The organism is Streptomyces sp. bgisy100, from assembly GCF_057709105.1.
In genome coordinates this window covers 78,738-99,901 of record NZ_JBYITE010000021.1, presented here as the reverse complement: position 1 = coordinate 99,901, position 21,164 = coordinate 78,738, and the positions used below count along the sequence as shown (strand labels likewise).

The 21,164-nt window shown below is 74.5% G+C and carries 15 protein-coding genes; 8 read left to right on the top strand and 7 right to left on the bottom strand.

Features of this window, described 5'->3' with window-relative positions:
- Positions 1-159 precede the first annotated feature (159 nt).
- Positions 160-1,893, bottom strand: a complete 1,734-nt coding sequence (locus AC3EQ1_RS16590) for a DEAD/DEAH box helicase (protein WP_432095074.1) — start codon at positions 1,891-1,893, stop codon at positions 160-162.
- 463 nt (positions 1,894-2,356) lie between these two features.
- On the opposite strand from AC3EQ1_RS16590, the gene AC3EQ1_RS16585 reads away from it, so the two are divergent.
- Positions 2,357-3,094, top strand: a complete 738-nt coding sequence (locus tag AC3EQ1_RS16585; RefSeq protein WP_351514736.1) for a ferritin-like fold-containing protein — start codon at positions 2,357-2,359, stop codon at positions 3,092-3,094.
- A gap of 83 nt (positions 3,095-3,177) precedes the next feature.
- Here the strand turns inward: AC3EQ1_RS16585 and AC3EQ1_RS16580 are convergent, their stop codons facing one another.
- From AC3EQ1_RS16580 to AC3EQ1_RS16565, 4 genes are all read right to left on the bottom strand, one after another.
- The gene (locus AC3EQ1_RS16580) at positions 3,178-3,444 is read right to left on the bottom strand and encodes a hypothetical protein (protein WP_432095073.1); all 267 of its coding nucleotides are present in this window, start codon (positions 3,442-3,444) and stop codon (positions 3,178-3,180) included.
- Between the two features lie 238 nt (positions 3,445-3,682).
- Positions 3,683-3,910, bottom strand: coding sequence for a DUF3107 domain-containing protein (locus tag AC3EQ1_RS16575; RefSeq protein ID WP_432095072.1), 228 nt, complete (start codon positions 3,908-3,910; stop codon positions 3,683-3,685).
- Positions 3,911-4,051: 141 nt separating this feature from the next.
- Positions 4,052-4,693, bottom strand: a complete 642-nt coding sequence (locus tag AC3EQ1_RS16570; protein WP_432095071.1) for a TetR/AcrR family transcriptional regulator — start codon at positions 4,691-4,693, stop codon at positions 4,052-4,054.
- A 155-nt stretch (positions 4,694-4,848) separates the two neighbouring features.
- Positions 4,849-5,070 carry a hypothetical protein gene (locus AC3EQ1_RS16565; RefSeq protein ID WP_432095070.1) on the bottom strand — a complete coding sequence of 74 codons (222 nt, stop codon included), beginning with the start codon at positions 5,068-5,070 and terminating at the stop codon, positions 4,849-4,851.
- A gap of 274 nt (positions 5,071-5,344) precedes the next feature.
- On the opposite strand from AC3EQ1_RS16565, the gene AC3EQ1_RS16560 reads away from it, so the two are divergent.
- The 7 genes from AC3EQ1_RS16560 (at position 5,345) to moeZ (ending at position 15,590) form a co-directional block, all read left to right on the top strand.
- Positions 5,345-6,316, top strand: a complete 972-nt coding sequence (locus tag AC3EQ1_RS16560) for an alpha/beta fold hydrolase (protein ID WP_432095069.1) — start codon at positions 5,345-5,347, stop codon at positions 6,314-6,316.
- An 8-nt stretch (positions 6,317-6,324) separates the two neighbouring features.
- Positions 6,325-7,881, top strand: coding sequence for a DUF3152 domain-containing protein (locus tag AC3EQ1_RS16555; protein ID WP_432095068.1), 1,557 nt, complete (start codon positions 6,325-6,327; stop codon positions 7,879-7,881).
- Positions 7,882-8,457: 576 nt separating this feature from the next.
- Positions 8,458-10,362 (top strand): DUF3492 domain-containing protein, encoded by a 1,905-nt coding sequence (locus AC3EQ1_RS16550; RefSeq protein WP_432095067.1) that lies wholly within the window; start codon positions 8,458-8,460, stop codon positions 10,360-10,362.
- 794 nt (positions 10,363-11,156) lie between these two features.
- Positions 11,157-12,254 (top strand): hypothetical protein, encoded by a 1,098-nt coding sequence (locus tag AC3EQ1_RS16545; RefSeq protein WP_432095066.1) that lies wholly within the window; start codon positions 11,157-11,159, stop codon positions 12,252-12,254.
- Between the two features lie 403 nt (positions 12,255-12,657).
- Positions 12,658-13,608 (top strand): NAD-dependent epimerase/dehydratase family protein, encoded by a 951-nt coding sequence (locus tag AC3EQ1_RS16540; protein ID WP_388860496.1) that lies wholly within the window; start codon positions 12,658-12,660, stop codon positions 13,606-13,608.
- Positions 13,596-14,351 carry a spherulation-specific family 4 protein gene (locus tag AC3EQ1_RS16535; RefSeq protein ID WP_432095065.1) on the top strand — a complete coding sequence of 252 codons (756 nt, stop codon included), beginning with the start codon at positions 13,596-13,598 and terminating at the stop codon, positions 14,349-14,351. The genes AC3EQ1_RS16540 and AC3EQ1_RS16535 overlap by 13 nt, the downstream gene beginning before the upstream one ends.
- Before the next feature lie 60 nt (positions 14,352-14,411).
- Positions 14,412-15,590, top strand: a complete 1,179-nt coding sequence (moeZ, locus tag AC3EQ1_RS16530) for an adenylyltransferase/sulfurtransferase MoeZ (protein ID WP_432095064.1) — start codon at positions 14,412-14,414, stop codon at positions 15,588-15,590.
- Between the two features lie 268 nt (positions 15,591-15,858).
- Here moeZ and AC3EQ1_RS16525 read toward each other — a convergent pair whose 3' ends face one another.
- Together AC3EQ1_RS16525 and AC3EQ1_RS16520 are read right to left on the bottom strand one after the other, a co-directional pair.
- On the bottom strand, positions 15,859-17,484 hold the full coding sequence (locus tag AC3EQ1_RS16525; protein ID WP_432095087.1) for an alpha/beta hydrolase: 1,626 nt from the start codon (positions 17,482-17,484) through the stop codon (positions 15,859-15,861).
- A 421-nt stretch (positions 17,485-17,905) separates the two neighbouring features.
- A complete protein-coding gene (locus AC3EQ1_RS16520; protein ID WP_432095063.1) occupies positions 17,906-20,905 on the bottom strand; it encodes a flippase-like domain-containing protein in 3,000 nt (999 codons plus the stop codon).
- Between the last annotated feature and the right edge of the window lie 259 nt (positions 20,906-21,164).

The following is a 21,164-nucleotide window of genomic DNA, read 5'->3' as shown; positions in this document are numbered from 1 at the left end:
GCGGCACCGCCGCGACGGGCGTGCGGAATCCGCCGAACGGACGGATGACCGGGCAACCGGACTGGTGGCCGGCCGGAGAGGAGCTGTGCCGCGGCGGATCCGGAACGGCGGACGGCCCGCACCCCGGGTGGGGTGCGGGCCGTCCGCCGTACTGCTGTGTCAGCTCTCCGGCGCGGTCTCGGCCTTGGCGGCCGTGGAGCGCGTCCGGCGGCGACGGCGGGGCTTGGCGGCGTCGCCCGCCGCCTCACCGGCCTCCGGCGCGGCGGCCTCGGCCACCTCGCCCTCCGGCTTCGCGGCGCGCGTCCGACGGCGCTTGGGAGCCGGTGCGGCTTCCCCGTCGGCCACCGGGGCCGGGGCGGTCTCCGCAGCGGCCTTGGAGGCGGCCGAGCGGGTCCGGCGACGGGCCGGCTTGGCCTCGGCGCCCTCCGCCGTGTCGACCGCGGCCTCGGCGGCCTCCGGTGCGGAGCCCGTGCCCGAGCGGGTCCGGCGCCGACGGCGCGGGGTCCGCGGCCCTGCGGACCCGGCCTCCGGCTCCGCGGCGTCCGAAGCGGTCTCCCCGGCGGTCGCGGCGCTGTCGGCGGGCGTCGCGGCGTCCTGGGGCACACCTCCGCGGGTCCGGCGGCGCTGGCGCGGGGTCCGGGTGTGCTGGGGGCGCTCCTCCTCGGCGGCGGCGCCACGGCCGCCCCGGCGGCCTCGGCCACCGGTCTCGCCGAGGTCCTCGATCTCCTCGGCACCGAGACCGGCGCGGGTCCGCTCGGACCGCGGCAGGATGCCCTTGGTGCCCTCCGGGATGCTCAGCATCTCGTAGAGGTGCGGAGAGGTGGAGTACGTCTCCGCCGGGTCGTTGAACGGCAGGTCCAGCGCCTTGTTGATCAGCTGCCAGCGCGGGATGTCGTCCCAGTCGACGAGGGTGACGGCGGTACCCGAGGCACCCGCGCGGCCGGTCCGGCCGATGCGGTGCAGATAGGTCTTCTCGTCCTCGGGCGACTGGTAGTTGATGACATGGGTCACGCCCTCGACGTCGATGCCGCGGGCGGCGACGTCGGTGCACACCAGCACGTCGACCTTGCCGTTGCGGAACGCGCGCAGCGCCTGCTCCCGCGCCCCCTGGCCGAGGTCGCCGTGGACGGCGCCGGAGGCGAAGCCGCGCCGGGAGAGCTGGTCCGCGATGTCGGCCGCGGTCCGCTTCGTCCGGCAGAAGATCATCGCGAGCCCGCGGCCATCGGCCTGGAGGATCCGCGCGACCATCTCGGGCTTGTCCATGGAGTGGGCCCGGAAGACGTGCTGCGTGGTGTTGGCGACGGTCTGGCCCTCGTCGTCCGGCGAGGTCGCGCGGATGTGCGTGGGCTGGGACATGTAGCGCCGCGCCAGCGAGATCACCGCACCCGGCATGGTCGCCGAGAACAGCATGGTCTGCCGCTTGGCCGGCAGCTGCTGGATGATCTTCTCGACGTCCGGCAGGAAGCCCAGGTCGAGCATCTCGTCGGCCTCGTCGAGCACCAGGGCCCGGACCGAGGCGAGGCTCAGCTTCTTCTGTCCGGCGAGGTCGAGCAGCCGCCCGGGGGTGCCGACGATCACGTCGACGCCCTTCTTGAGCGCCTCGACCTGCGGCTCGTACGCCCGGCCGCCGTAGATGGACAGCACCCGGACGTTGCGGACCTTGCCCGCCGTCAGCAGGTCGTTGGTGACCTGCTGGCAGAGCTCGCGGGTGGGGACGACCACGAGCGCCTGCGGGGCGTCGGTGAGCTGCTCGGGCCGGGCCCGGCCCGCCTCGACGTCCGCGGGGACGGTGACCCGCTCCAGCAGCGGAAGGCCGAAACCGAGCGTCTTGCCGGTTCCGGTCTTGGCCTGGCCGATGACGTCGTTGCCGGCGAGGGCCACGGGGAGCGTCATCTCTTGGATGGGGAAGGGGGACGTGATGCCGACGGCCTCGAGGGCTTCGGCTGTCTCGGGGAGGATCCCGAGGTCTCGGAACGTAGTCAGGATGCTTGCCTCTTCTGTGAGACGCGGCGCACAGGGGCGAGGAGGGTCGTACCGCGCCGGGATCGACCGGCCGTGGGTGGCCGAATGGCGCAGGACCACTGGGCTCTCGCGCATCCGCTCGCGCCGCGAGCGGGACCCCTGTCGGCAGTGCGTGAATTGCCCACGCTCCGCACGGAGGGCCTGTCGGTCGGAGCCGATCGGGCCTCCGACCGGGCATCCGCATTCATGCGATGACCCACCGACTCATCGGCGGGTGCATTATCACTGTACCCCGGATTCGCGCATCCGTGTTGTGCGAATCGTCGGACGGTGTCCGTCGCGCGTGTCTGACCAGGGCCTTCCCCGCCGAGCCGGGCGGGCTATTGTGCGCTCCATGGAGACGTCTGACGAGACCCCCGACCCCGCCGCGCAGCCCACCGGGATCGCCGCCCAGGACTGGGCCACGGCATCCGCCGAGCCGCAGTACCGCGCCGCCGTGGTGGACCTGCTCGGTGCGCTGGCCTACGGCGAGCTGGCGGCCTTCGAGCGGCTCGCGGAGGACGCCAAGCTGGCGCCCACGCTGGAGGACAAGGCGGAGCTGGCGAAGATGGCATCGGCCGAGTTCCACCATTTCGAGCGGCTGCGGGACCGCCTCGCGGCCGTTGACGCGCAGCCGACCGAGGCGATGGCGCCGTTCGCCGCCGCGCTGGACGAGTTCCACCGCCAGACCGCGCCGTCCGACTGGCTGGAGGGCCTGGTCAAGGCCTACGTCGGGGACTCGATCGCCAGTGACTTCTACCGGGAGGTGGCGGCCCGGCTGGACGCCGACACCCGCAAGCTGGTCCTCCAGGTGCTCGACGACACCGGGCACGCGTCGTTCGCGGTGGAGAAGGTGCGGGCGGCGATCGAGGCCGAGCCCCGGGTCGGCGGCCGGCTGGCGCTGTGGGCGCGGCGGCTGATGGGCGAGGCGCTCAGCCAGGCGCAGCGGGTCGTCGCGGACCGGGACGCCCTCTCCACGATGCTCGTCGGCGGGGTCGCCGACGGCTTCGACCTGGCGGAGGTCGGCAAGATGTTCTCCCGGATCACCGAGGCGCACACCAAGCGGATGGCCGCCCTGGGCCTCGCGGCCTGACGTTCCACCCCGGGTTCCGGGGCTGTGGCCCCGGGACCCGGAACCGGGCCGTGCAAAAAAGCGGCCCGGCGGCCGGTGAGCCGTCAGGCCGCCGCTGAGCGGCGCAGCCGTCCCGATGGGCGGATCAGCAGCGAGAGCAGCGCCACGCACATCACCACGGCGCCGACGAGCGTCGCAAGAGGATGACCGCCGCCCACCGCGGTGTGCGTGACCAGGCCACCGAAGAGCGCCGCGACGGCGCCGGTGGCGAACACGAGCGGAGGGGCCGGGAGCCGCTCAGGGAGCCGGCGGGTGCTCGCGTAGGCGATCGCGAGACCGATGACCACTGAGCCGAGCGCTTCCCAGAACATGGTGAAAATCCCTCCCGTTACTACAGGTGGCAGGCAGGTGCAAACCGGTCCACGGCGGTCGTACCCCCACCCTGCGGAAGGTAATCCTCCGGATGGCCGTGCGCAGCGGGGCGGCCGGCGTGCGGGAGGGGCGCGCGGCGGAGCGACCTTCAGGGGCGCGGACGAAAAACGGACGGCGGCCCGGGGTCGTGATGGCCCCGAGCCGCCGTCCGCCGGGTGCGGTGTGTCCGCGCCGGCCTCAGATGGTGCCGAAGCCCACCTTGCGGGCGGTCGGCTCACCGATCTCCACATAGGCCAGGCGGTCGGCCGGAACCAGGACCTTTCGGCCGTGCTCGTCCACCAGGTTCAGCAGCTGTGCCTTGCCGCCGAGCGCATCGGCCACCGCGCGCTCGATCTCTTCGGCAGGCTGCCCGCTCTCCAGAGTGATCTCGCGGGGTGCGTGCTGCACGCCGATCTTGACCTCCACGGCTTCGTCCCTCCGACGGTTCGGGATTCCCCCTGGCTGTGCTCAGGGAGGGGCGCGGTGGGCCGCGCCGTACGCAGCACACATTAGCCCGGTGCGGGGACCGTGAAGCCGCCGTCCGTGCACGCCGGCAGCGAACACGGCTCACTTCTGCGCGGCGGCCCCGTGCATCGGGAAACCGGCGATGCCGCGCCAGGACAGCGAGGACACCAGCTTCGCCGCGGCGTCCCGCGGCAGCTTCTGGCCGGAACCCAGCCAGTAGCGCGCGGTGATCTGCGCCATGCCGCACAGGCCGACGGCGAGCAGCATCGACTCCTCGGGCGGCAGATCGGTGTCCTCGGCGATGACCTCGCACACCGCCTTCGCGCAGTCCAGGCTCACCCTGTCGACCCGGTCGCGGACGGCCGGCTCATTGGTGAGGTCGGACTCGAAGACGAGACGGAAGGCACCGCCCTCGTCCCCGACGTAGGCGAAGTACGCGTCCATGGTGGCCGCGACGCGCAGCTTGTTGTCGCTGGTCGAGGCGATGGCCGCCCGTACCGCGTGCAGCAGCGACTCGCAGTGCTGGTCCAGCAGTGCGAGATAGAGGTCCAGCTTGCCGGGGAAGTGCTGGTAGAGCACCGGCTTGCTGACGCCGGCCCGCTCGGCGATGTCGTCCATCGCCGCCGAGTGGTAGCCCTGTGCGACAAAGACCTCCTGAGCCGCGCCCAGGAGCTGGTTACGTCGGGCTCGGCGCGGCAGGCGCGTGCCTCGCGGGCGCGCCTCGGTCTGCTCGATGGCTGTCACGCCGCCTCCCATAGGTGGTTGAGTGCGCGGCGACGCAGTGTGCACCGCGCCCGCCATCGTACTTTTGGGTAACCCGGACGCGCGCGGTGCGGGCCGAGAATTTCACGGACCGGACAGTAGGCACGGTCGGTCGAACGGCCGACAAAAGGGACAGGTCACGAGTAGTCGTCCTCGTCCTCCCCGGGGTGCACCACCCGGGACTGCTCCAGGGCATCCGCCGGATCGACCTCCAAGTCCGTTTGCGGCGGCACGTCTTCGTCCGGTGGGACCACGTCGAGGTGCTGGTCGGCGGTGTCGGCGTCGGGGGCCTCGATGGCGAACTCGGACAGATCGTTCCCGGGCTCGAAGTTCTCGGGATCACTGGGATCGGCAGTCATGCCGGCCCCCCTTTCCAGGGCGAGCGCCCTCTACACGGGCCAGGGGCCCCTCTTCGTGATCGGCCGGGGCCCACGGCCCGGGCGGCGCGCCCCCAGGTCCTGTCGCCCGCCCGCCGGTGTCCGGCATGAGTCCTCCTCGCCTGCGGGGTCCGGCGCGGGCGGCCGGCCGGGTCCGGTCCGGGCCGGGTGAGGGAAGCAGCGGTCCGCGATGCCATGCCTTCGTGTGACTGCGAACACACGGACCGCCGCGTGATCGTCTCGTAACATTGCCCGCATGTCGTCGACCGAGCTGCCGGGTACCCGGACCGCCGCGGGGGTAACCCCGGACGACGGCGTGCGAGTCGGCTCCGGGGAGGAGCTGAGATCGGTCACCCTGCCGGGGCTGCGGCTCACCGTCCGCTCCCGCCCGCCGGCCCGCCCCGGGCTGCCGCCCGCGCTCTGTGTGCACGGGCTGGGCGGCTCGTCGGTGAACTGGTCCGCGCTGATGGCCGCGGTCGAGGCGGACGTCGACGTCGAGGCCCTGGACCTGCCCGGATTCGGCCACTCGCCGCCGCCCGACAACGGCGACTTCTCACTCACCGGCCACGCCCGGGCGGTCATCCGCCATCTGGAGGCCGCCGGACGCGGGCCCGTCCATCTGATCGGCAACTCCCTCGGCGGCGCCGTGGTGACGCGGGTCGCGGCGGTCCGGCCGGACCTGGTGCGCACCCTCACGCTGGTCTCGCCCGCGCTGCCCGAGCTGCGCCCGCAGCTCTCCGCGCTGCCCACGGCCCTGCTCGCGGTCCCCGGGGTGACCTCGCTGTTCGCCCGGATGACCCGCGACTGGACCCCCGAGCGGCGGACCCGCGAGGTGCTCGCCCTCTGCTACGGCGACCCGGGGCTGGTCGATCCCGACGGCTTCGCCGCCGCCGTGGCCGAGTACGAGCGCCGGCTGGGGCTCCCCTACTTCTGGGACGTGATGACCCGCTCGGCCCGCGGCGTCGTCGACGCGTACACCGCGGGCGGCCAGCATTCCCTCTGGCGGCAGGCCGAACGGGTGCTCGCGCCCACGCTGCTGGTGTACGGCGGCCGGGACCGGCTGGTGTCCTTCCGGATGGCCCGGCGGGCCTCCCTCGCCTTCCGCGACTCCCGGTTGCTGACCCTGCCGGACGCCGGGCACGTCGCGATGATGGAATATCCGGAGGCGGTGGCGCGGGGTTTCCGCGAGCTGCTGAGCGAGAACGCCGCCGAATCGGGCAGGAGCTGAGTCGACGCGTGGGACGTCATAGCCGTCGCGGCCGTACCGAACCGGCCGGAACCACGGGGACAGGTGCGCAGGAGTCCGGCCCGGCCGACGGGCAGGCGTCCGGCCCCGGCCCGGGGCGCCGCCGCCGGGTCGCCGAACCGGGCGGCGGGCCGCACACCGCCCCCGCGCGGGGGCACTCCGGCACCGAGGACACCGGCGGCTTCCCCCGGCCGCAGACCCTGTCCGGCACCCCGCCGCAGGGCGTTCCGCGGATGCCGCCCACCCGCGGCGGCCACCCCGAGCACCGGGAGCGCGGCGGGGCCTGGGGCACGCCGCCCGCCGCCGGAACCCCGCCGCGGGGCACCCCGGTGGCCGGTGCCCGGCGCCCCGGAGCGGACGCCTCGCCCGGTTCGGCCCCGCGCAACGGACCGGCGTACGGGGCGCGGCAGCGCATGCCGGGCGGCACGACGTCCGGTCCGGTGGCATCCGGTCCGGCGGCCGGCCGGCCCGGCCCCCAGGCGCGGGCCGCGGGTGCCGCGACGGCCCCGCAGGGCCGCGGCACGGCGACAGCCGGCGGCGGAGCCGGGGCGAGTGGCCTCGTACCGAAGCCGCGCCAGGAGTATCTCGACGCCTTCGAGGACGACGTCTTCGCCGCGGGAGCGCCGTCGGCGGCCACCAAGGCCTCCGAGGAGCCGTTCGAGGAGCGGGCGGCGGGCCAGGGCGGGGACGACGACGAGCCCCCGGCCGAGGTCCGGCGGACCGGGGAGCGCGGCGGGGACGGCCGGGGCGGCAAGGGCCGCACCCTCGCCGGGATCACCGCCGCCGCGGTGACCACCGTGCTCGCCGTGGTGGTGGCCGGACAGGTCGCCGACGGCGGCCGGAACAGCGCCACCCCGCAGGCCGCCAACGACCTGGCACGCAAGAACGCCGACGAGGCGTCCCGTTCGAAGGAGCGCCCCGCACCGGCCCGTAAGCCGGCGGCCGCCGCCTCGTACCGGGACCGGATGGCGGTCCGCTACCCGCTGGACGCCCGGCTCGCCGGATCCGGGGACTTCGTCGCCGTGCCGGGGCGCGACACCGCGCCCGGCAAGGGCCAGGTCATCAAGTACCGGGTGGACGTGGAGAAGGACCTCCCGCTCGACCGGGAACTCTTCGCGCGGGCCGTGCACCGGACCCTCAACGACGAGCGGAGCTGGGGCCACGGCGACTCCCGCACCTTCGAGCGGGTCTCCGGCAAGGACGCCGACTGGGTGATCACGCTGGCGAGCCCGGGGACCACCGCGACCTGGTGTGCCAAGGCGGGCCTGGACACCACGATCGACAACGTCTCCTGCGACGCCGCGTCCACCGAGCGCATCATGATCAACGCGTACCGGTGGGCCCAGGGCGCCAAGACCTACGGGGACAAGATGTTCTCCTACCGCGAGATGCTGATCAATCACGAGGTGGGCCACCGGCTGGGGCGCAACCACGAGTCGTGCGAGGAGAAGGGCGCGCTCGCTCCGGTGATGATGCAGCAGACGAAGTTCCTGGCCACGGACGGCGTGGTGTGCAAGCCGAACGCCTGGCCCTTTCCTGAGGGATGAGGCCCGAGGGATGAGGCCCGTGGGGCGAGTCCCGCGGGGTGAGCCCCGGGAGTGAGGCCCGTGGAGTGAGGCCCGTGGGGTGAGTCCCGGGGGATGATCCCCCGGAGGATGATGGCCGGGAGCTGATTTCTCGCGGGCGGACGGGCCCGCGGTGGTTCCGGTCGGGGCATGGCGTGGGCCGGGGCGGGGCCGTGTCGGCCACTCCTCGACCGCGTGGGCCTCGACCGCGTGTACACCGACTGTGCGCGGCGCTTCTCCGGTTCGTCGGTCGGCCCTTCGCATCCGCGCGCTCCCGTGCGCCCGAGGGCGCCTCCGGTGCCGGAGGCCGGACTCCCGTTGCCCCGCAGGCGTACGGAACCCCAGGGGCCCGTAGGCGTGCTCACCGGCGGCGGACGGGAGCGGCCCTGGCGCGTCCCGGCCCTAGCGCGTCCCAACGCCGCCGTGCCGGGAAAGTCACGAGCGTTCACCCCTTCCGGTGGCGCGATGGACAACCGTCCATCGCGCCACCGGCATGCCCGCATACGGTCTTTCCGCTGCCGGTCGGCGGCGACAACACGGAGAACCGGGGGTGCACACATGCGCGTTGGGCTGCTTACGGAGGGTGGGTACCCGTATGCGACCGGTAAGGCGAGGCTGTGGTGCGACCGGCTCGTACGCGGGCTCACGCAGCACGAGTTCGAGATCTACGCCCTCAGCCGCAGCGAGCGTCAGGAGTCGGCCGGCTGGGTCGAACTGCCGCCCCAGGTCGACCGGGTGCGGACGGCACCGCTCTGGGGGACGGACGAGGAGTGGCGGCCCGGCGGCGCCACGGCGCGGGCGGCCGGGCGGGCGTACGGCCGGCGCGAGAGACGGGGGTTCGCCGGCCACATGGGCGAACTGGCCGCCGCGGTCTGCGGCGCGGAGGACGGCGCGCAGGGACAGGCGGACCGTTTCGCCGCAGGCCTGTACGGGCTCGCCGAACTCGCCCGGGGGCGCGGCGGGCTGCCGGTGGCGCTCCGCTCCGAGGCCGCCGTCCGGGCCCTGGAGACCGCCTGCCGGGCCCCCGGTGCGCTGCGCGGCGCTCAAGGAGTGAAGCTGTCCGACCTCCTCACCGTGTCGGAGGTCCTGGAGCGCGCACTGCGCCCGCTGTCCCTCGACTGGTACGGCGAGGGGGACCAGGGGCTCGGCGGTGTCGATCTGTGCCACGCCACGTCCGGCGGTGCGGCCGCCCTTCCCGGGCTGCTGGCCAAACGCTTCTTCGGGGTGCCGCTGCTGGTCACCGAGTACGGCGTCCGGCTCCGCGAGTACTATCTCGGCTCCGCGACCGCGCCCCTCACCGTGCCCGTGCGGGCCCTGATCGCCTCCTTCCAGCGGCAGTTGACCGCCGAGGTGTACGGCAGGGCGTCCCTCGTCACCCCCGGCAACACCCACGCCCGGCGCTGGCAGGAGCGGTGCGGGGCCCCCCGGGAGAAGGTGCGGACGGTTCATCCCGGCATGGACGCGGGGCGGTTCGCGGCGGTCGGCGAGGAGTCCGGCGGCACGTCGGCCGGCCGGCAGGCCGGCTTCCCGGCGGCCGGTGAGGGCGAGGACGAACCGACGCTCGTCTGGGTGGGGCGGATCGAGCCCGCCAAGGACCTCATCGCGCTGCTGCACGCCTTCGCGCGGATCCGGACGGCGGTCCCGCGGGCGCGGCTGCGGATCGTGGGCGCGCCCGGGCGCGGCGCGGAGGCGGAGACGTACGCGGCCCACTGCCGGGTGCTCGCCGCTCAGCTCTTCCCCGACGAGGCCCGGGACGCGCGGAGCGTCGGCGACTGCCCCGTCTCCTTCGAGGAGCCCGGCAGTCCGGAGGTGCCCGAGGTCACGGACGCCTACGCGTCGGCCACCGTGGTGCTGTCGTCGAGCGTCGTCGAGGGCTTCCCCGTCAGCCTGGTCGAGGCGATGTTCTGCGGGCGGGCGACGGTCTCCACCGACGTCGGAGCGGTCTGCGAAGTCATCGGCGGCACCGGCCTGGTGGTGCCGCCGCGCAATCCGCGCGCGCTGGCGGACGCGTGCGTGGCACTGCTGCGAGACCCGCGGCGCCGGGCCCGGCTCGGGGCCGCGGCGCGGGCGCGGGCACTCGAACTCTTCACCGTTGAGCAGAACGTCGCGGCATTTCGTGGCATCTACCTGGAGCTGATGTCGCACAGCCCGGTCCGGCGGGAGGAGGACGGCGGGCACGGTGCCCCGCAGCCCTTCACCCGGCCCGCGGAGGCTCACGTCCCGGGGCGCTGGGCGGCCGCCGGCCGCGTACCCCTGCCGCGCTGGGCGGCCCCGGGAACCCTTCCCGCCGGTGAACGGGACACCGCCGCCCGGCCCGGGGCTGCCGCCGCTCGGCCCGATGCCGCCGGAGCGCTCTGCGGCGCCTCCCACGGGGCGGGCGCGCAGAGCGGCCGGTACGCCGCGGACACCCCGTACGACGGTGCCCCCGCGGAGACGGGCCGGCACGGAAAGGCCGAGTCATGACCACGCCCGGGACGACAGAGCTGCCGACCGGCCCCGGAACGCCGTACGCCGCGACACCCGATGCGGGCGAGGGCGGGACGCCGGAGGAGGTCCCGCCGGAGGGGCCGGAACAGGTGTCGCGGCGGGAGCCGGTGCCCGGGCCGCGCGCGGGTGGACCGGCCGCGGCCGACGGCGGGGCGGCGGTGACCGGTGGGGCAGCCGCTAGCGGCAGATCAGCCGGGAGCGATGGATCGGCCGGAAGCGGCGGTGCAGCCCGGACCGGCGGTGCAGCTCGGACCGACGGGGCAAGCGGAATCGGCGGGGCGAGCGGAACCGATGGGGCAACCGGAATCGGCGGGGCGAGCGGAGACGGTGGGGAGCATCGAAGCGGAGGCGTTACCGGAGGCGGCGGGGCAACCGGGGCTGATGGGGCCCCTCTTGACGAGGGGGCAATCGGAGTCGGCCGGGCGCTTGGAGCCGACCAGGTGAATGAAGCCCGCCAGGCGCTCGGAATCGGTGGCGCAACCGGGGGCGAGAGGGCATCGGTTGATGGCATCCCGGAACCGGAACCGGAACTCGACGGGGGCCCGGGTGCGGAATCGGGTGCGGGTCTCGGATCGCCCGGTTCCGCGGGCCCCGCCCGCCGTCCCGCTGCCCTTGAGGAGGGCTCCCCGGACCTCCCCGGCGATGTTCTTGCGGGCGGTGCCGGGGCGGGCGGCGGCGGGGTCGGCACGGAGGCCGCCACGGGCTCGGCCCGCGCCGTTCCCGCGCGAGGGGCGGCGCGGCCCGCGGCCCGTCGAGGGCCCGCCGATCCGGTGAAGGCGCTGCTGCACCGGCACCGGGAGCTGTGCGCCCGGGCCGTCGATCCGCTGGAGATCGCCGCCGGTCTGGAGGCCCACGGGGTCACGGACCGGACCGCCGCCCGCTTCCGGCACCGGGATGTGTTCTCGCTCGCCGAGGAGCTGTACGCCCGTGTGCCGCGCAACGCCGCCGACACCCCGGTGGCCGGAGCGCCGACAGCGGGCGCACCGGACCCGGACCCCGCCGGGGAGGGCGGTCTCCCCGGCGCGATGCGGGCGCTGTTCCTGCTGCCGGGCGCCGTGTGCGCCGTCGCGGTCGCCGGGGTGGGCCTGCTCGAACCGGCCGGGCCGGTCTCCCGGCTGGGCGCGGGGCTCCTCGGCGCGATGGCGGTGGCCATCGCGCTGCGGGTGTGTCTGCGCCGTGGTCCGCTGAGCCGCCGCGGCCGGACCGGGAGTGGCGGCGCGTTGTGGACCTGCTGGCTCGGCGGCCATCTGCTGCTGGGCGAGGCGGTGCTCGGCCGACTGGCCGGCGGCGGCACGTCGGGGCTGTGGCCCGGCACCGCGGCAGCGGCCGCCGCCCTCGCCCTGACCTTCGCTGTCCTCCCCGCGGCCGAGTGCGCGCACGGGTTCGGGGTCCGCGCCCGGCGGAAGCTGGCGGCCAGCCGTGGGCTGGCGGACTTCCGGGCCGGGGTCCGTCCGCTGCTGCCCGTCACCGTCGGGCTCTTCCTGGGCGCGCTGCTGGCCCTCCTCGTCCTGGCCCGTGCCGTCCTCGGGGCGGAGGGGCCGGCCGGCGGCCTCGCACCGGCCGCCGCCCTGGGCGTGCTGGTCTTCGTCGCCCGGCTGACGACCGTCCACGGCCGTCCGTCCGCCGGGGCCGCCGGTCTCGCCGCCGCCTGCGCGGTGGAGATCGCGGCGCTCGGGTCCGTGGCGGCGGCCCGGCTCCCCGGCTGCGCCGCCCTGGCGGCCCCGGTGGAGGCCGCGGTGCGGGCGTACGGCCCCGGGGTCGTAACGCTCACCGGCTGCTCGCTCGCGGCGGCGGCGCTGCTGGTGCACGCCGCCGCCACCCTGACCAGGGCCTCGGCCCACTCCGGCACGCCGACGGTGCCGCGGTGACCCCCCGCCGCACCACCCCTCGTCCCGGCCCGCGCACCACCGCCCGCCCGCGACGGTGCTCCGCCGCCGCAGTGGCACGTGCGCCCGCCGCTGGACCCGCGCGGCAGCGCTACGCCGCCCGGCCCGCGCCGCCCACGGCGCCTGGCACCGCGCCGCCCACGGCGCATGACTTCGCGCCGCCCACGGCCCACGGCCGGCGTCCGGCACCGCCCGCGGGGCCGTACGGGCACACCCCTCGGAGCCCTGAACCGGCACACCCCACAGCTCCGGCCCTTCCCCCTAGGAGAACGAGAATGAGAGCACAGCTCCCCACGGCGGAGGCCCGATGCCACCGCCGCAGGGCCACCGACCTCCGCACGCGCCCCGCCGGGGAGCCGTCCCGTCCACAGCGGGAGGCAGCACGATGAGAGTGCTGCTGCTCGGTGCGAACGGGTATCTCGGCAGGCACGTCGCCGACCGGCTCCTCGCCGACCCGGCCGTCCAGCTCACCGCGCTCGGCCGCGGCGACGACGCCGACGTCCGCTTCGACCTCGCTTCGGGGAGCCCCGGAGCGCTGACCCGCTTCCTCAACGCGGTGCACCCCGGCGTGGTGATCAACTGCGCGGGTGCCGTGCGGGGCGGCGCCCGGGAGCTGACCCGGCACAACACGGTCGCCGTCGCCACCGTCTGCGAGTCGCTGCGCCGCAGCAGCTGCGGCGCGCGGCTGGTGCAGATCGGCTGCGCGTCCGAGTACGGGCCGTCGCAGTCCGGCTCGTCCACCGCCGAGGACGCCGTACCGCGCCCCGGCGGCCCGTACGGGGTGAGCAAGCTCGCCGCGACCGAGCTCGTGCTCGGCTCCGACCTCGACGCCGTGGTGCTGCGGGTCTTCTCGCCCGCCGGACCCGGCACCCCGGCCGGGTCGCCGCTGGGCCGCCTCGCGGAGGCGATGCGCCGCGCGATGCAGGCCGGGGACAGCGAGCTGAAGCTCAGCGGGCTGGGCGTGCAGCGCGACTTCGTGGACGTCCGGGACGTCGCGCGGGCCGTGCACGCCGCCTCGCTCTCGGCGGCCCAGGGCGTGGTGAACATCGGCACCGGCCGCGCCGTCCGCCTCCGGGACGCCGCCGCTCTGCTGGGCCGGGTCGCGGGCTACGGCGGTGCGGTGCACGAGCTGGAACCGGGCCATCCGCGCGGCGGCCTGGCCGGGCCCGGCGGGGACCACCTCGGTCTCCAGCCCGCCTTCCCCTATCCGGACGGCTGCGGCTCCTGGCAGCAGGCCGATGTGCGCACCGCCCGGGACCGGCTCGGCTGGCGCCCCCGGATCAACCTGGAGGAGTCCCTCGCCGACATCTGGATGGAGGCGGCATGTCGCATCTGATCTCCACCGGCCGCCGCCGACCGGGCGCGCCGGGCGGGACCGGGCTGGGATTCGGGGTGCCCGGCTACGCCCATCCGCTGGTGGCGCCGGTCGAATGGGCCGAACTCGCCCGGCCCGGGATCCCGCTGCACTGGGCGGTGCTCGACGTCGACCGCGGGCCCGGCGTGCTGCCCGATCCGCACTGCCTGGAGGCGGCGGGCCGGCTGACCAACGCCGGTGTGCGGGTCCTCGGCCACCTGGATCTGCGGTACGGCACCCGCCCTTTCGGCGAGCTGGTCTCCGAGGCCCACCGGTTCGTCGACTGGTACAAGGTGGCCGGCTTCTCCCTGCAGCGCTGTCCCTCCGGTCCGGCGGAGCTGCCGGAGACCCGGCGGCTGGTCACCGCGCTCCGGGCGGTCCTGGAGGGCGCCCATGTGGTGTCCTGCCACGGCGGACACCCGCACCGGGGGTACGCCCACTGCGCCGACCAACTGGTGACGTTCTCCGGCCCCTGGTCCGAATACCGCTGGTCACAGGTGGCGGAGTGGACGGCGGAGCACCCTCCGGAGCGGTTCTGCCACCTGGTGCACGGTGTGCCGCGGACCCACCTGGACGAGGCCATGCGCATCGCCCGCTGGCAGGGCGCCGGCACCATCTATTTCACGGACCGCACCGACCGGGGGGACGGCGTCGCCCCCTGGGAGGCGCTGCCCGGCTACTGGGACGACATCGTCTCGCGTATCGGACCTGGTGTCTCGGAATGAGGCGGAGCGTGGCAGTGTTACGGGAAGACCAACCCGTACTCCTACTGATCCGGAGTCCCCGTGTCGCTGCCACCCCTGGTCGAGCCGGCTGCCGAGCTCACCGTCGACGAGGTCCGCAGGTACTCCCGCCACCTGATCATTCCCGATGTCGGAATGGAAGGTCAGAAGCGGCTCAAGAACGCCAAGGTGCTGTGCGTCGGCGCAGGCGGCCTCGGCTCGCCGGCGCTGATGTACCTCGCCGCGGCGGGCGTCGGCACGCTCGGCATCGTGGAGTTCGACGAGGTGGACGAGTCGAACCTGCAGCGCCAGATCATCCACAGCCAGTCGGACATCGGCCGCCCCAAGTCGGAGTCGGCGCGTGACTCGGTGCTGGGCATCAACCCGTATGTGAACGTCGTGATCCATGAGGGACGCCTCGAGGCGGACAACGTCATGGAGATCTTCTCCCAGTACGACCTGATCGTCGACGGCACCGACAACTTCGCCACGCGGTACCTGGTCAACGACGCCTGCGTGCTGCTGAACAAGCCGTACGTCTGGGGTTCGATCTACCGCTTCGACGGTCAGGCCTCGGTCTTCTGGTCCGAGCACGGCCCCTGCTACCGGTGCCTCTACCCGGAGCCCCCGCCGCCGGGCATGGTGCCGTCCTGCGCTGAGGGCGGCGTGCTCGGCGTGCTGTGCGCGTCGATCGGCTCCATCCAGGTCAACGAGGCCATCAAGCTGCTCGCGGGCATCGGTGACCCGCTGGTGGGCCGCCTGATGATCTACGACGCCCTGGAGATGACCTACCGGCAGGTCAAGGTCCGCAAGGACCCCGAGTGCGCGGTCTGCGGGAAGAACCCGACGGTCACCGAGCTGATCGACTACGAGGCGTTCTGCGGCGTCGTCTCCGACGAGGCCCAGGAGGCCGCGGCCGGGTCGACCATCACTCCGGCGCAGCTCAAGGAGTGGATCGACAGCGGCGAGAGCATCGACATCATCGATGTCCGGGAGCCGAACGAGTACGAGATCGTCTCGATCCCGGGCGCCCGGCTGGTCCCGAAGAACGAGTTCCTGATGGGCAACGCCCTCCAGGACCTGCCGCAGGACAAGAAGATCGTCTTGCATTGCAAGACGGGTGTCCGCTCCGCGGAAGTTCTCGCGGTCCTGAAGAACGCCGGCTTCGCGGACGCCGTCCATGTGGGCGGCGGCGTGATCGGCTGGGTCCACCAGATCGAGCCGACGAAGCCGGTCTACTAGACGAAGCCGGTCCACTGGACGAAGCCGGTCCACTGGACGAGGCACGTCCACTGGACGACGCTGCCGCACCCGGCTCCGTCGGCCTCGCCCCCGGGGTCGAGCTGCCGGGGCCGAGCTGCCGGGGCCGAGCGGCCGGGGTACGAACGCGGCGACGGGCCGCCCACCGATGGTGGGCGGCCCGTCGTGGGTCCGGGGCGGCGTGTCCGGCGAGCAGTCCGTCCTGCGGGGGAGCCCGTCGCCTCAGGCGCCCGTCACTCCGGGGACCCCGTCACGTCGGGCACACGGTGCCGTTCCGGGGGACCTTTCCGTCGAGCAGATAGGCGTTGATCACCTTCGTCACGCAGCTCCCGTTGCCGTAGGCGCCGTGGCCCTGGCCCTTGTTGGTGACCTCGATGCCGACGCCCTTGCCGAGTCCCTCGGCCATCCGCTTCGCGCCCGCGTAGGGCGTGGCCGGGTCGCCGGTGTTGCCGACGACGAGGATCGGGCCGGCGTCCGGAGCGGAGACGTCCACGCCGTCCGCCTTCCCGGTGACCGGCCAGCCGGTGCACTGGAGCAGTCCCCAGGCGAGGTTGTCGCCGAAGACCGGGGACGCCGCGCGGAACTCCGGCAGCTTCGCCCGGACTTCGTCGGGAGTGTAGCGGCGCTTGTCGTCGGCGCACACGATCGCGGTGTTCGCGGACTGGATGTTGTTGTAGTGCCCCTGCTGGTCACGGCCCGTCAGCGAGTCGGAGAGGGCGAGGAGCAGGTTCCCGGTCCGCAGGTTCTGCGCCTCCTCCAGCCCCTGCTTCAGATACGGCCACAGGTCCTGGGAGTAGAGGGCCTGCACGATGCCGTTGAGGGCGTGGGTCTGGTTGAGGCGGCGGCCGTCCTCCGTGGGCAGCGACGTGGAGTCGAGCTGCTTCAGGAGATCCTTGATCCGCTGCTCGCCCTGCTCCGGGTCGGTGCCGGTCGGGCAGGACGCCTTCTGCGCACAGTCCTTCAGGAAGCTGTCCAGCGCGAGCTGGAAGCCCTTGGCCTGGCCGAGGGCGCCCTGTTCCGGGTTCTCGGTCGGGTCGACCACGGCGTCCAGCACCATCCGTCCGGCCTTCCGGGGGAACAGATGGGCGTAGGCGGCGCCGAGTTCGGTGCCGTAGGAGATGCCGAAGTAGTTCAGCTTGTCGTCGCCCAGGACCTCGCGCAGCAGGTCCAGGTCTCGGGCGGCGCTCTCGGTGCCCACATGCGGCAGGACGGCGCCGGAGTTCCGCACACAGGCGGCGACGGACTTCTTGGCGTCGGCGAGCCCGGTCCGTACCTCGGCGGCGTTGTCCGGGGTGCTGTCGGTGGCGTACAGGGCGTCCAGGCCCTTGTCGTCGAGGCAGCGCACCGCCTCGCTCTCGCCGACGCCCCGCGGGTCGAAGCTGACCAGGTCGTAGCGGGAGTGGAGGGTGGTGTAGTCCTCCTTGGCGGCGGACGGCAGCGTGGCCACGCCCGAGGCGCCGGGGCCGCCGAAGTTGAAGACGAGCGAGCCGAGCCGCCGGTCCTGGTCCTTCGCCTTCACGCGGATCAGGGCGACGTCGATGCGCTTGCCGTCCGGGTTGGACCAGTCGAGTGGCACCTGGAGGGTGCTGCACTCCCACGCGGCGCCGTCCGGGAGGGGCTCGGGTGCTCCCGCGCCGGCGCCCTGGAGCGTGGAGGGGGCGGGGCAGCTCTCCCAGTCGAGCCGCTGCTCGGTGAGCGGGCCGGACCGGGCGCTCGCGTCCCCGCTGCCGCACGCCGCGGTGGCCGTGGCGGCCAGGGTGCCCGCGGCGGCCAGTGCGCCCGCCCGCAGGATCCGGGTGCGCCGGGAGCGCTGCCGAGAGGACGGGGGCCGGGAGAACTGAGGCCGCGTGGGCGGGGCGTCGGCGCCGTCCGTCATCGGGGCGGGGCGGCCGGGCCCGCCCTCCCGTTCCGGCCGCTTCGACTCCGGCCGCTTCGGCTGAGGGCCTTCCGGCCGCGCCCGTAGGGCGAGCGCCCGCAGGGACCGCGCCCGTATGGATCGTGCCGCCCGGGACACCGCCCGTATGTGCACATTGGCCATTCAAGAACTCTAGGTCACCGGGACGGGCGTCGGCCCGGCGACCGGATCCCCGCCGCCGGGGCCGTTCGGCGGGGCGCGGCGGGTGCGGGAACGGCCGGGTGGCCGGCCGTCGCACGGCACGCCCGGGGCCTCGGGCCGTGCCCGGAGTGCGCGGGGCCGGGCCCGCGCCCGGTGGCCCGCCCGTACCCGGCGTCGGACGACTCGTAAGGCGGTCGCACCCGGCCCCAGCGGGCCCGGCGGGCGCCCTGCCGGCACCGCCTCAGATGGCCTCCTTGCGGGTGAGGTGCGTGAACGAGAGCCAGCCCGGCAGGACCGGCAGCCAGAACGTCATCAGCCGGAACAGCAGCACCGCGGGGGTGGCGATCTCCTTCGGCACCCCGGCGGCGATCAGTCCCAGCGTCAGCGTGGCCTCGACCGCGCCGACACCGCCCGGCGTCGGCGCCGCCGACCCCAGCGCGTTGCCCGCGAGGAAGACCACGGCCAGGCTCGCGTAGCTCAGCTCGCCGCCGAACGCGCGGATCGAGGCGTCCAGGCACATCACGAAGGCCAGCGTCAGCAGCAGCATGCCGCCGATGCCGGTGACCAGCTTCTGCGGCCGCTGCATGATGTCCAGCATCCGCGGCACCACACCCGCGAACAGGGACCGGACCCGGGTCGAGATGAACTTCCGCAGCGCCGGGACCGCCGTCACGATCAGCGCCAGCACGGCCGCCGTCAGCAGCCCGGCGATCACCGTGCGGGACGGGGAGAGCGACGGGGTGCGCTCGGTCCCGGTGAGATAGCCGAAGATCATCAGCAGCACGATGTGCACCCCGAGCCCGACCAGCTGGGACGCGCCGACACTGGCCACCGCCAGCCCCGGCCGGACGCCCGCGCGCTGCAGGAAGCGGGTGTTGAGCGCGACCCCGCCCACCGCGGCGGGGGCGACCAGCTTCACGAACGAGCCGGCGACCTGGGCCATAACCGTACGGACGAACGACACCTTCTCCGGCACGAACCCCAGCAGGTTCAGGGCCGCGGCGACATAGCTGAGCGCCGAGAAGAGCAGCGCGGCCGCCACCCAGCCCCAGTTCGCCTCGGCGATGACGTCCTTGAAGCTCACATGGGTGAGCTGGGACAGCAGGAAGTACGCGGCGAAGGCGCCCGCGATGATGCTGACCAGGGTGCGCGGCCGGATCCGTTCCAGCCGGGCCGGCTCGACCGTGGCCTGCGGCCGGATCAGCAGGATCTGCTGCCGGATCTGGGCCAGCAGATCCTCCTCGCGGGCCTCCTCGATGGCCTCGTCGATCGCCTTCTTCTCGGCGTTCTTCTCGGCCCGCAGGGACTTGCGGTCACCGGCGGCGGCCTCGCCCTCCGCCTCCCGGGCCTCGCGGGACGCCTCCAGCACGGCCTCCCGCTCCCGCTGCGCCCGCTCCTTGGCCTGGTGCCGCAGCGTGGCCCGGGTGCCGCGGCTGAGGGCGATGGGCTGGAGCAGCGGCAGGCTGTCGGCCACCGCGTCCGGCCCGAGGACCTCCACCGCGGCGGCCACCGACCGCTCCGCGCCGACCCGCAGGCCGAGGGTGGTCAGCAGCTGGGCGATGTCCATCCGGAGCACCAGGTCACCGGCGGCGATCTCGCCGCCGCGCAGATCGGTGAGGACGACCGCGCCGTCGTGGTCCACCATGACCGCGTCACCGACGAGCCGGCGGTGCGCGATGCGCCGCGACTGGAGCGCCTGCACCTGCTGCCAGGTGCCGCGCAGCATCGCGTCGGTCAGTTCCTCGTCGGACAGGGCGTCCAGGGTGCGCCCGCCGACGTGCTCGTAGACGAGCATCACGGCGTCCGGGCCGAGCTCGGAGGTGGCGATCAGCTTGGGGGCGTTGGCGCCGGCGGCGATCGCCGCGTAGGCCAGCAGCGCCTCCTGTTCCAGGGCCTGCCGGAGCGACTGGAGGCTGCGGCGCTGGGTGATGCCGCGCAGCGCCAGCCGCCGCCAGACCCGGTAGAAGAAGCCCTGGGCCTGCTGCTCCCGGTCGACCACGGTCACATCGAGCGGCGGGCCGTCCTCCAGGGTGACGATGTAGCGGCGGCCCCGCTCCTGGCGCTCGGCGTCCGCGTCGGCGTCCTCCTCCGCGCGCAGCGCGCTGACGGGCCGGAAGCCGACCCGGCGCAGCCCGGCGAGGAGGTTCTGGCCGGTGGGCCGCACGTTCGGCGAACCGACCGTGTACAGCGTCCCGTACGCCACCGTCCAGCCGATGAGCACGGTGAGGATGATCGAGAAGGGCGTGGCGAAGCCGCCGATGAGGACGGCGAACACCTGGAGGGTGAGCACGCCCCAGAGCAGGACGCGCCAGCGCGGCCGGTGCGCCATCCCGACCGCCGTCATATAGGCGATGACGGGGGCGAGATAGCCGTGCACCGGGTCGGTGATCTCACCGTTCGGCGCCTGCTGGGTGAGGGCGTCCTGGATGGAGGCCGGGGCCGCCTGGGCGACCCACAGATCGGTGGCGAGCGCCACGCCGTGGGCCAGGACGGCCGCGAGCACGCCGTCCGCGATCCGCAGCCCGTCGCGCTTGATCAGCCGTTCCAGGGCGAACGCCACGGGGACGATCAGTACGGCGACGCTGGACGCGAAGCCGGTGAAGCTGATGAGCAGCGCGGGAGCCTGGCCGGCGCCCTTGCCGACGTCCTTCTCCAGACCCTCGGTGGTGCCGTGGGCGAAGGCGGCGATGGCCAGGACGACGGCGACGCCGAGGACGCCGAGCAGCAGCCGGACCAGGTCGGCCGGGCGGTGCACCCGGGCCGGGAGCAGCGGCTCGTCGCCGGAGACCCGGTCGACGTGCGCGCTGTCCCCGTTGCAGCCCTCGGGGCCGGGGCCGGGTGGCGGCGGACCGGCACCGTCGCCGTCCCCGGACGGGGGCGCGCCGCCCGTGCCGGAGGGGGGCGGGGTGCCGCCGGCGTCCGACGGTCCGCCGGGGTCCGACGGTCCGCCGGCCGCCGGGTCGCCGTTTTCGGCTGCCGGGCCGTTCCCGGTCGCCGGGCCGTTCCCGGGCGTGCCGTTCGGTTCCGGGGCGGCGTCGTCCGCGTCGTTTCGTGAGCCGGAGCCGCCGTCCGAGCCGGAGTGGTCTTGCGAGCCCGAGTGGCCGCCGGAGTGGCCTTGCGCGCCGGAGCCCTGCTGCGGTGCTGCCTCGTCGTGCGGAGGACCGTCGTGCGGAAGACGCGGTGCCCGGTCGCCGTGCGGTGCCGGCTCTGCGTCCGGTGCCGGCTCGTCGTGCGCTGTCATGGCGTCGTGCGGTGCGGGGTCGGTGGGGGACGGCGGCACCCCGGCGGGCGACCGGTCGTCGTGCGGCCCGGCGGCGTCAGCGGGGGACGCGGCCGTGTCCGGGCGCGACGGCGCGTCAGAGGTGCGGGCCTCTCCCTGCGGAGGCTCGGCACTCTGCTGCCCGGTCGTCTCTTTTTGATCTCGTATCACCAGTCACCGCCCGGAAGATGGTGGCATGGCCCGACCCCTGCGGGGGTCATCAGGGTGCGTTGCGGGGCCG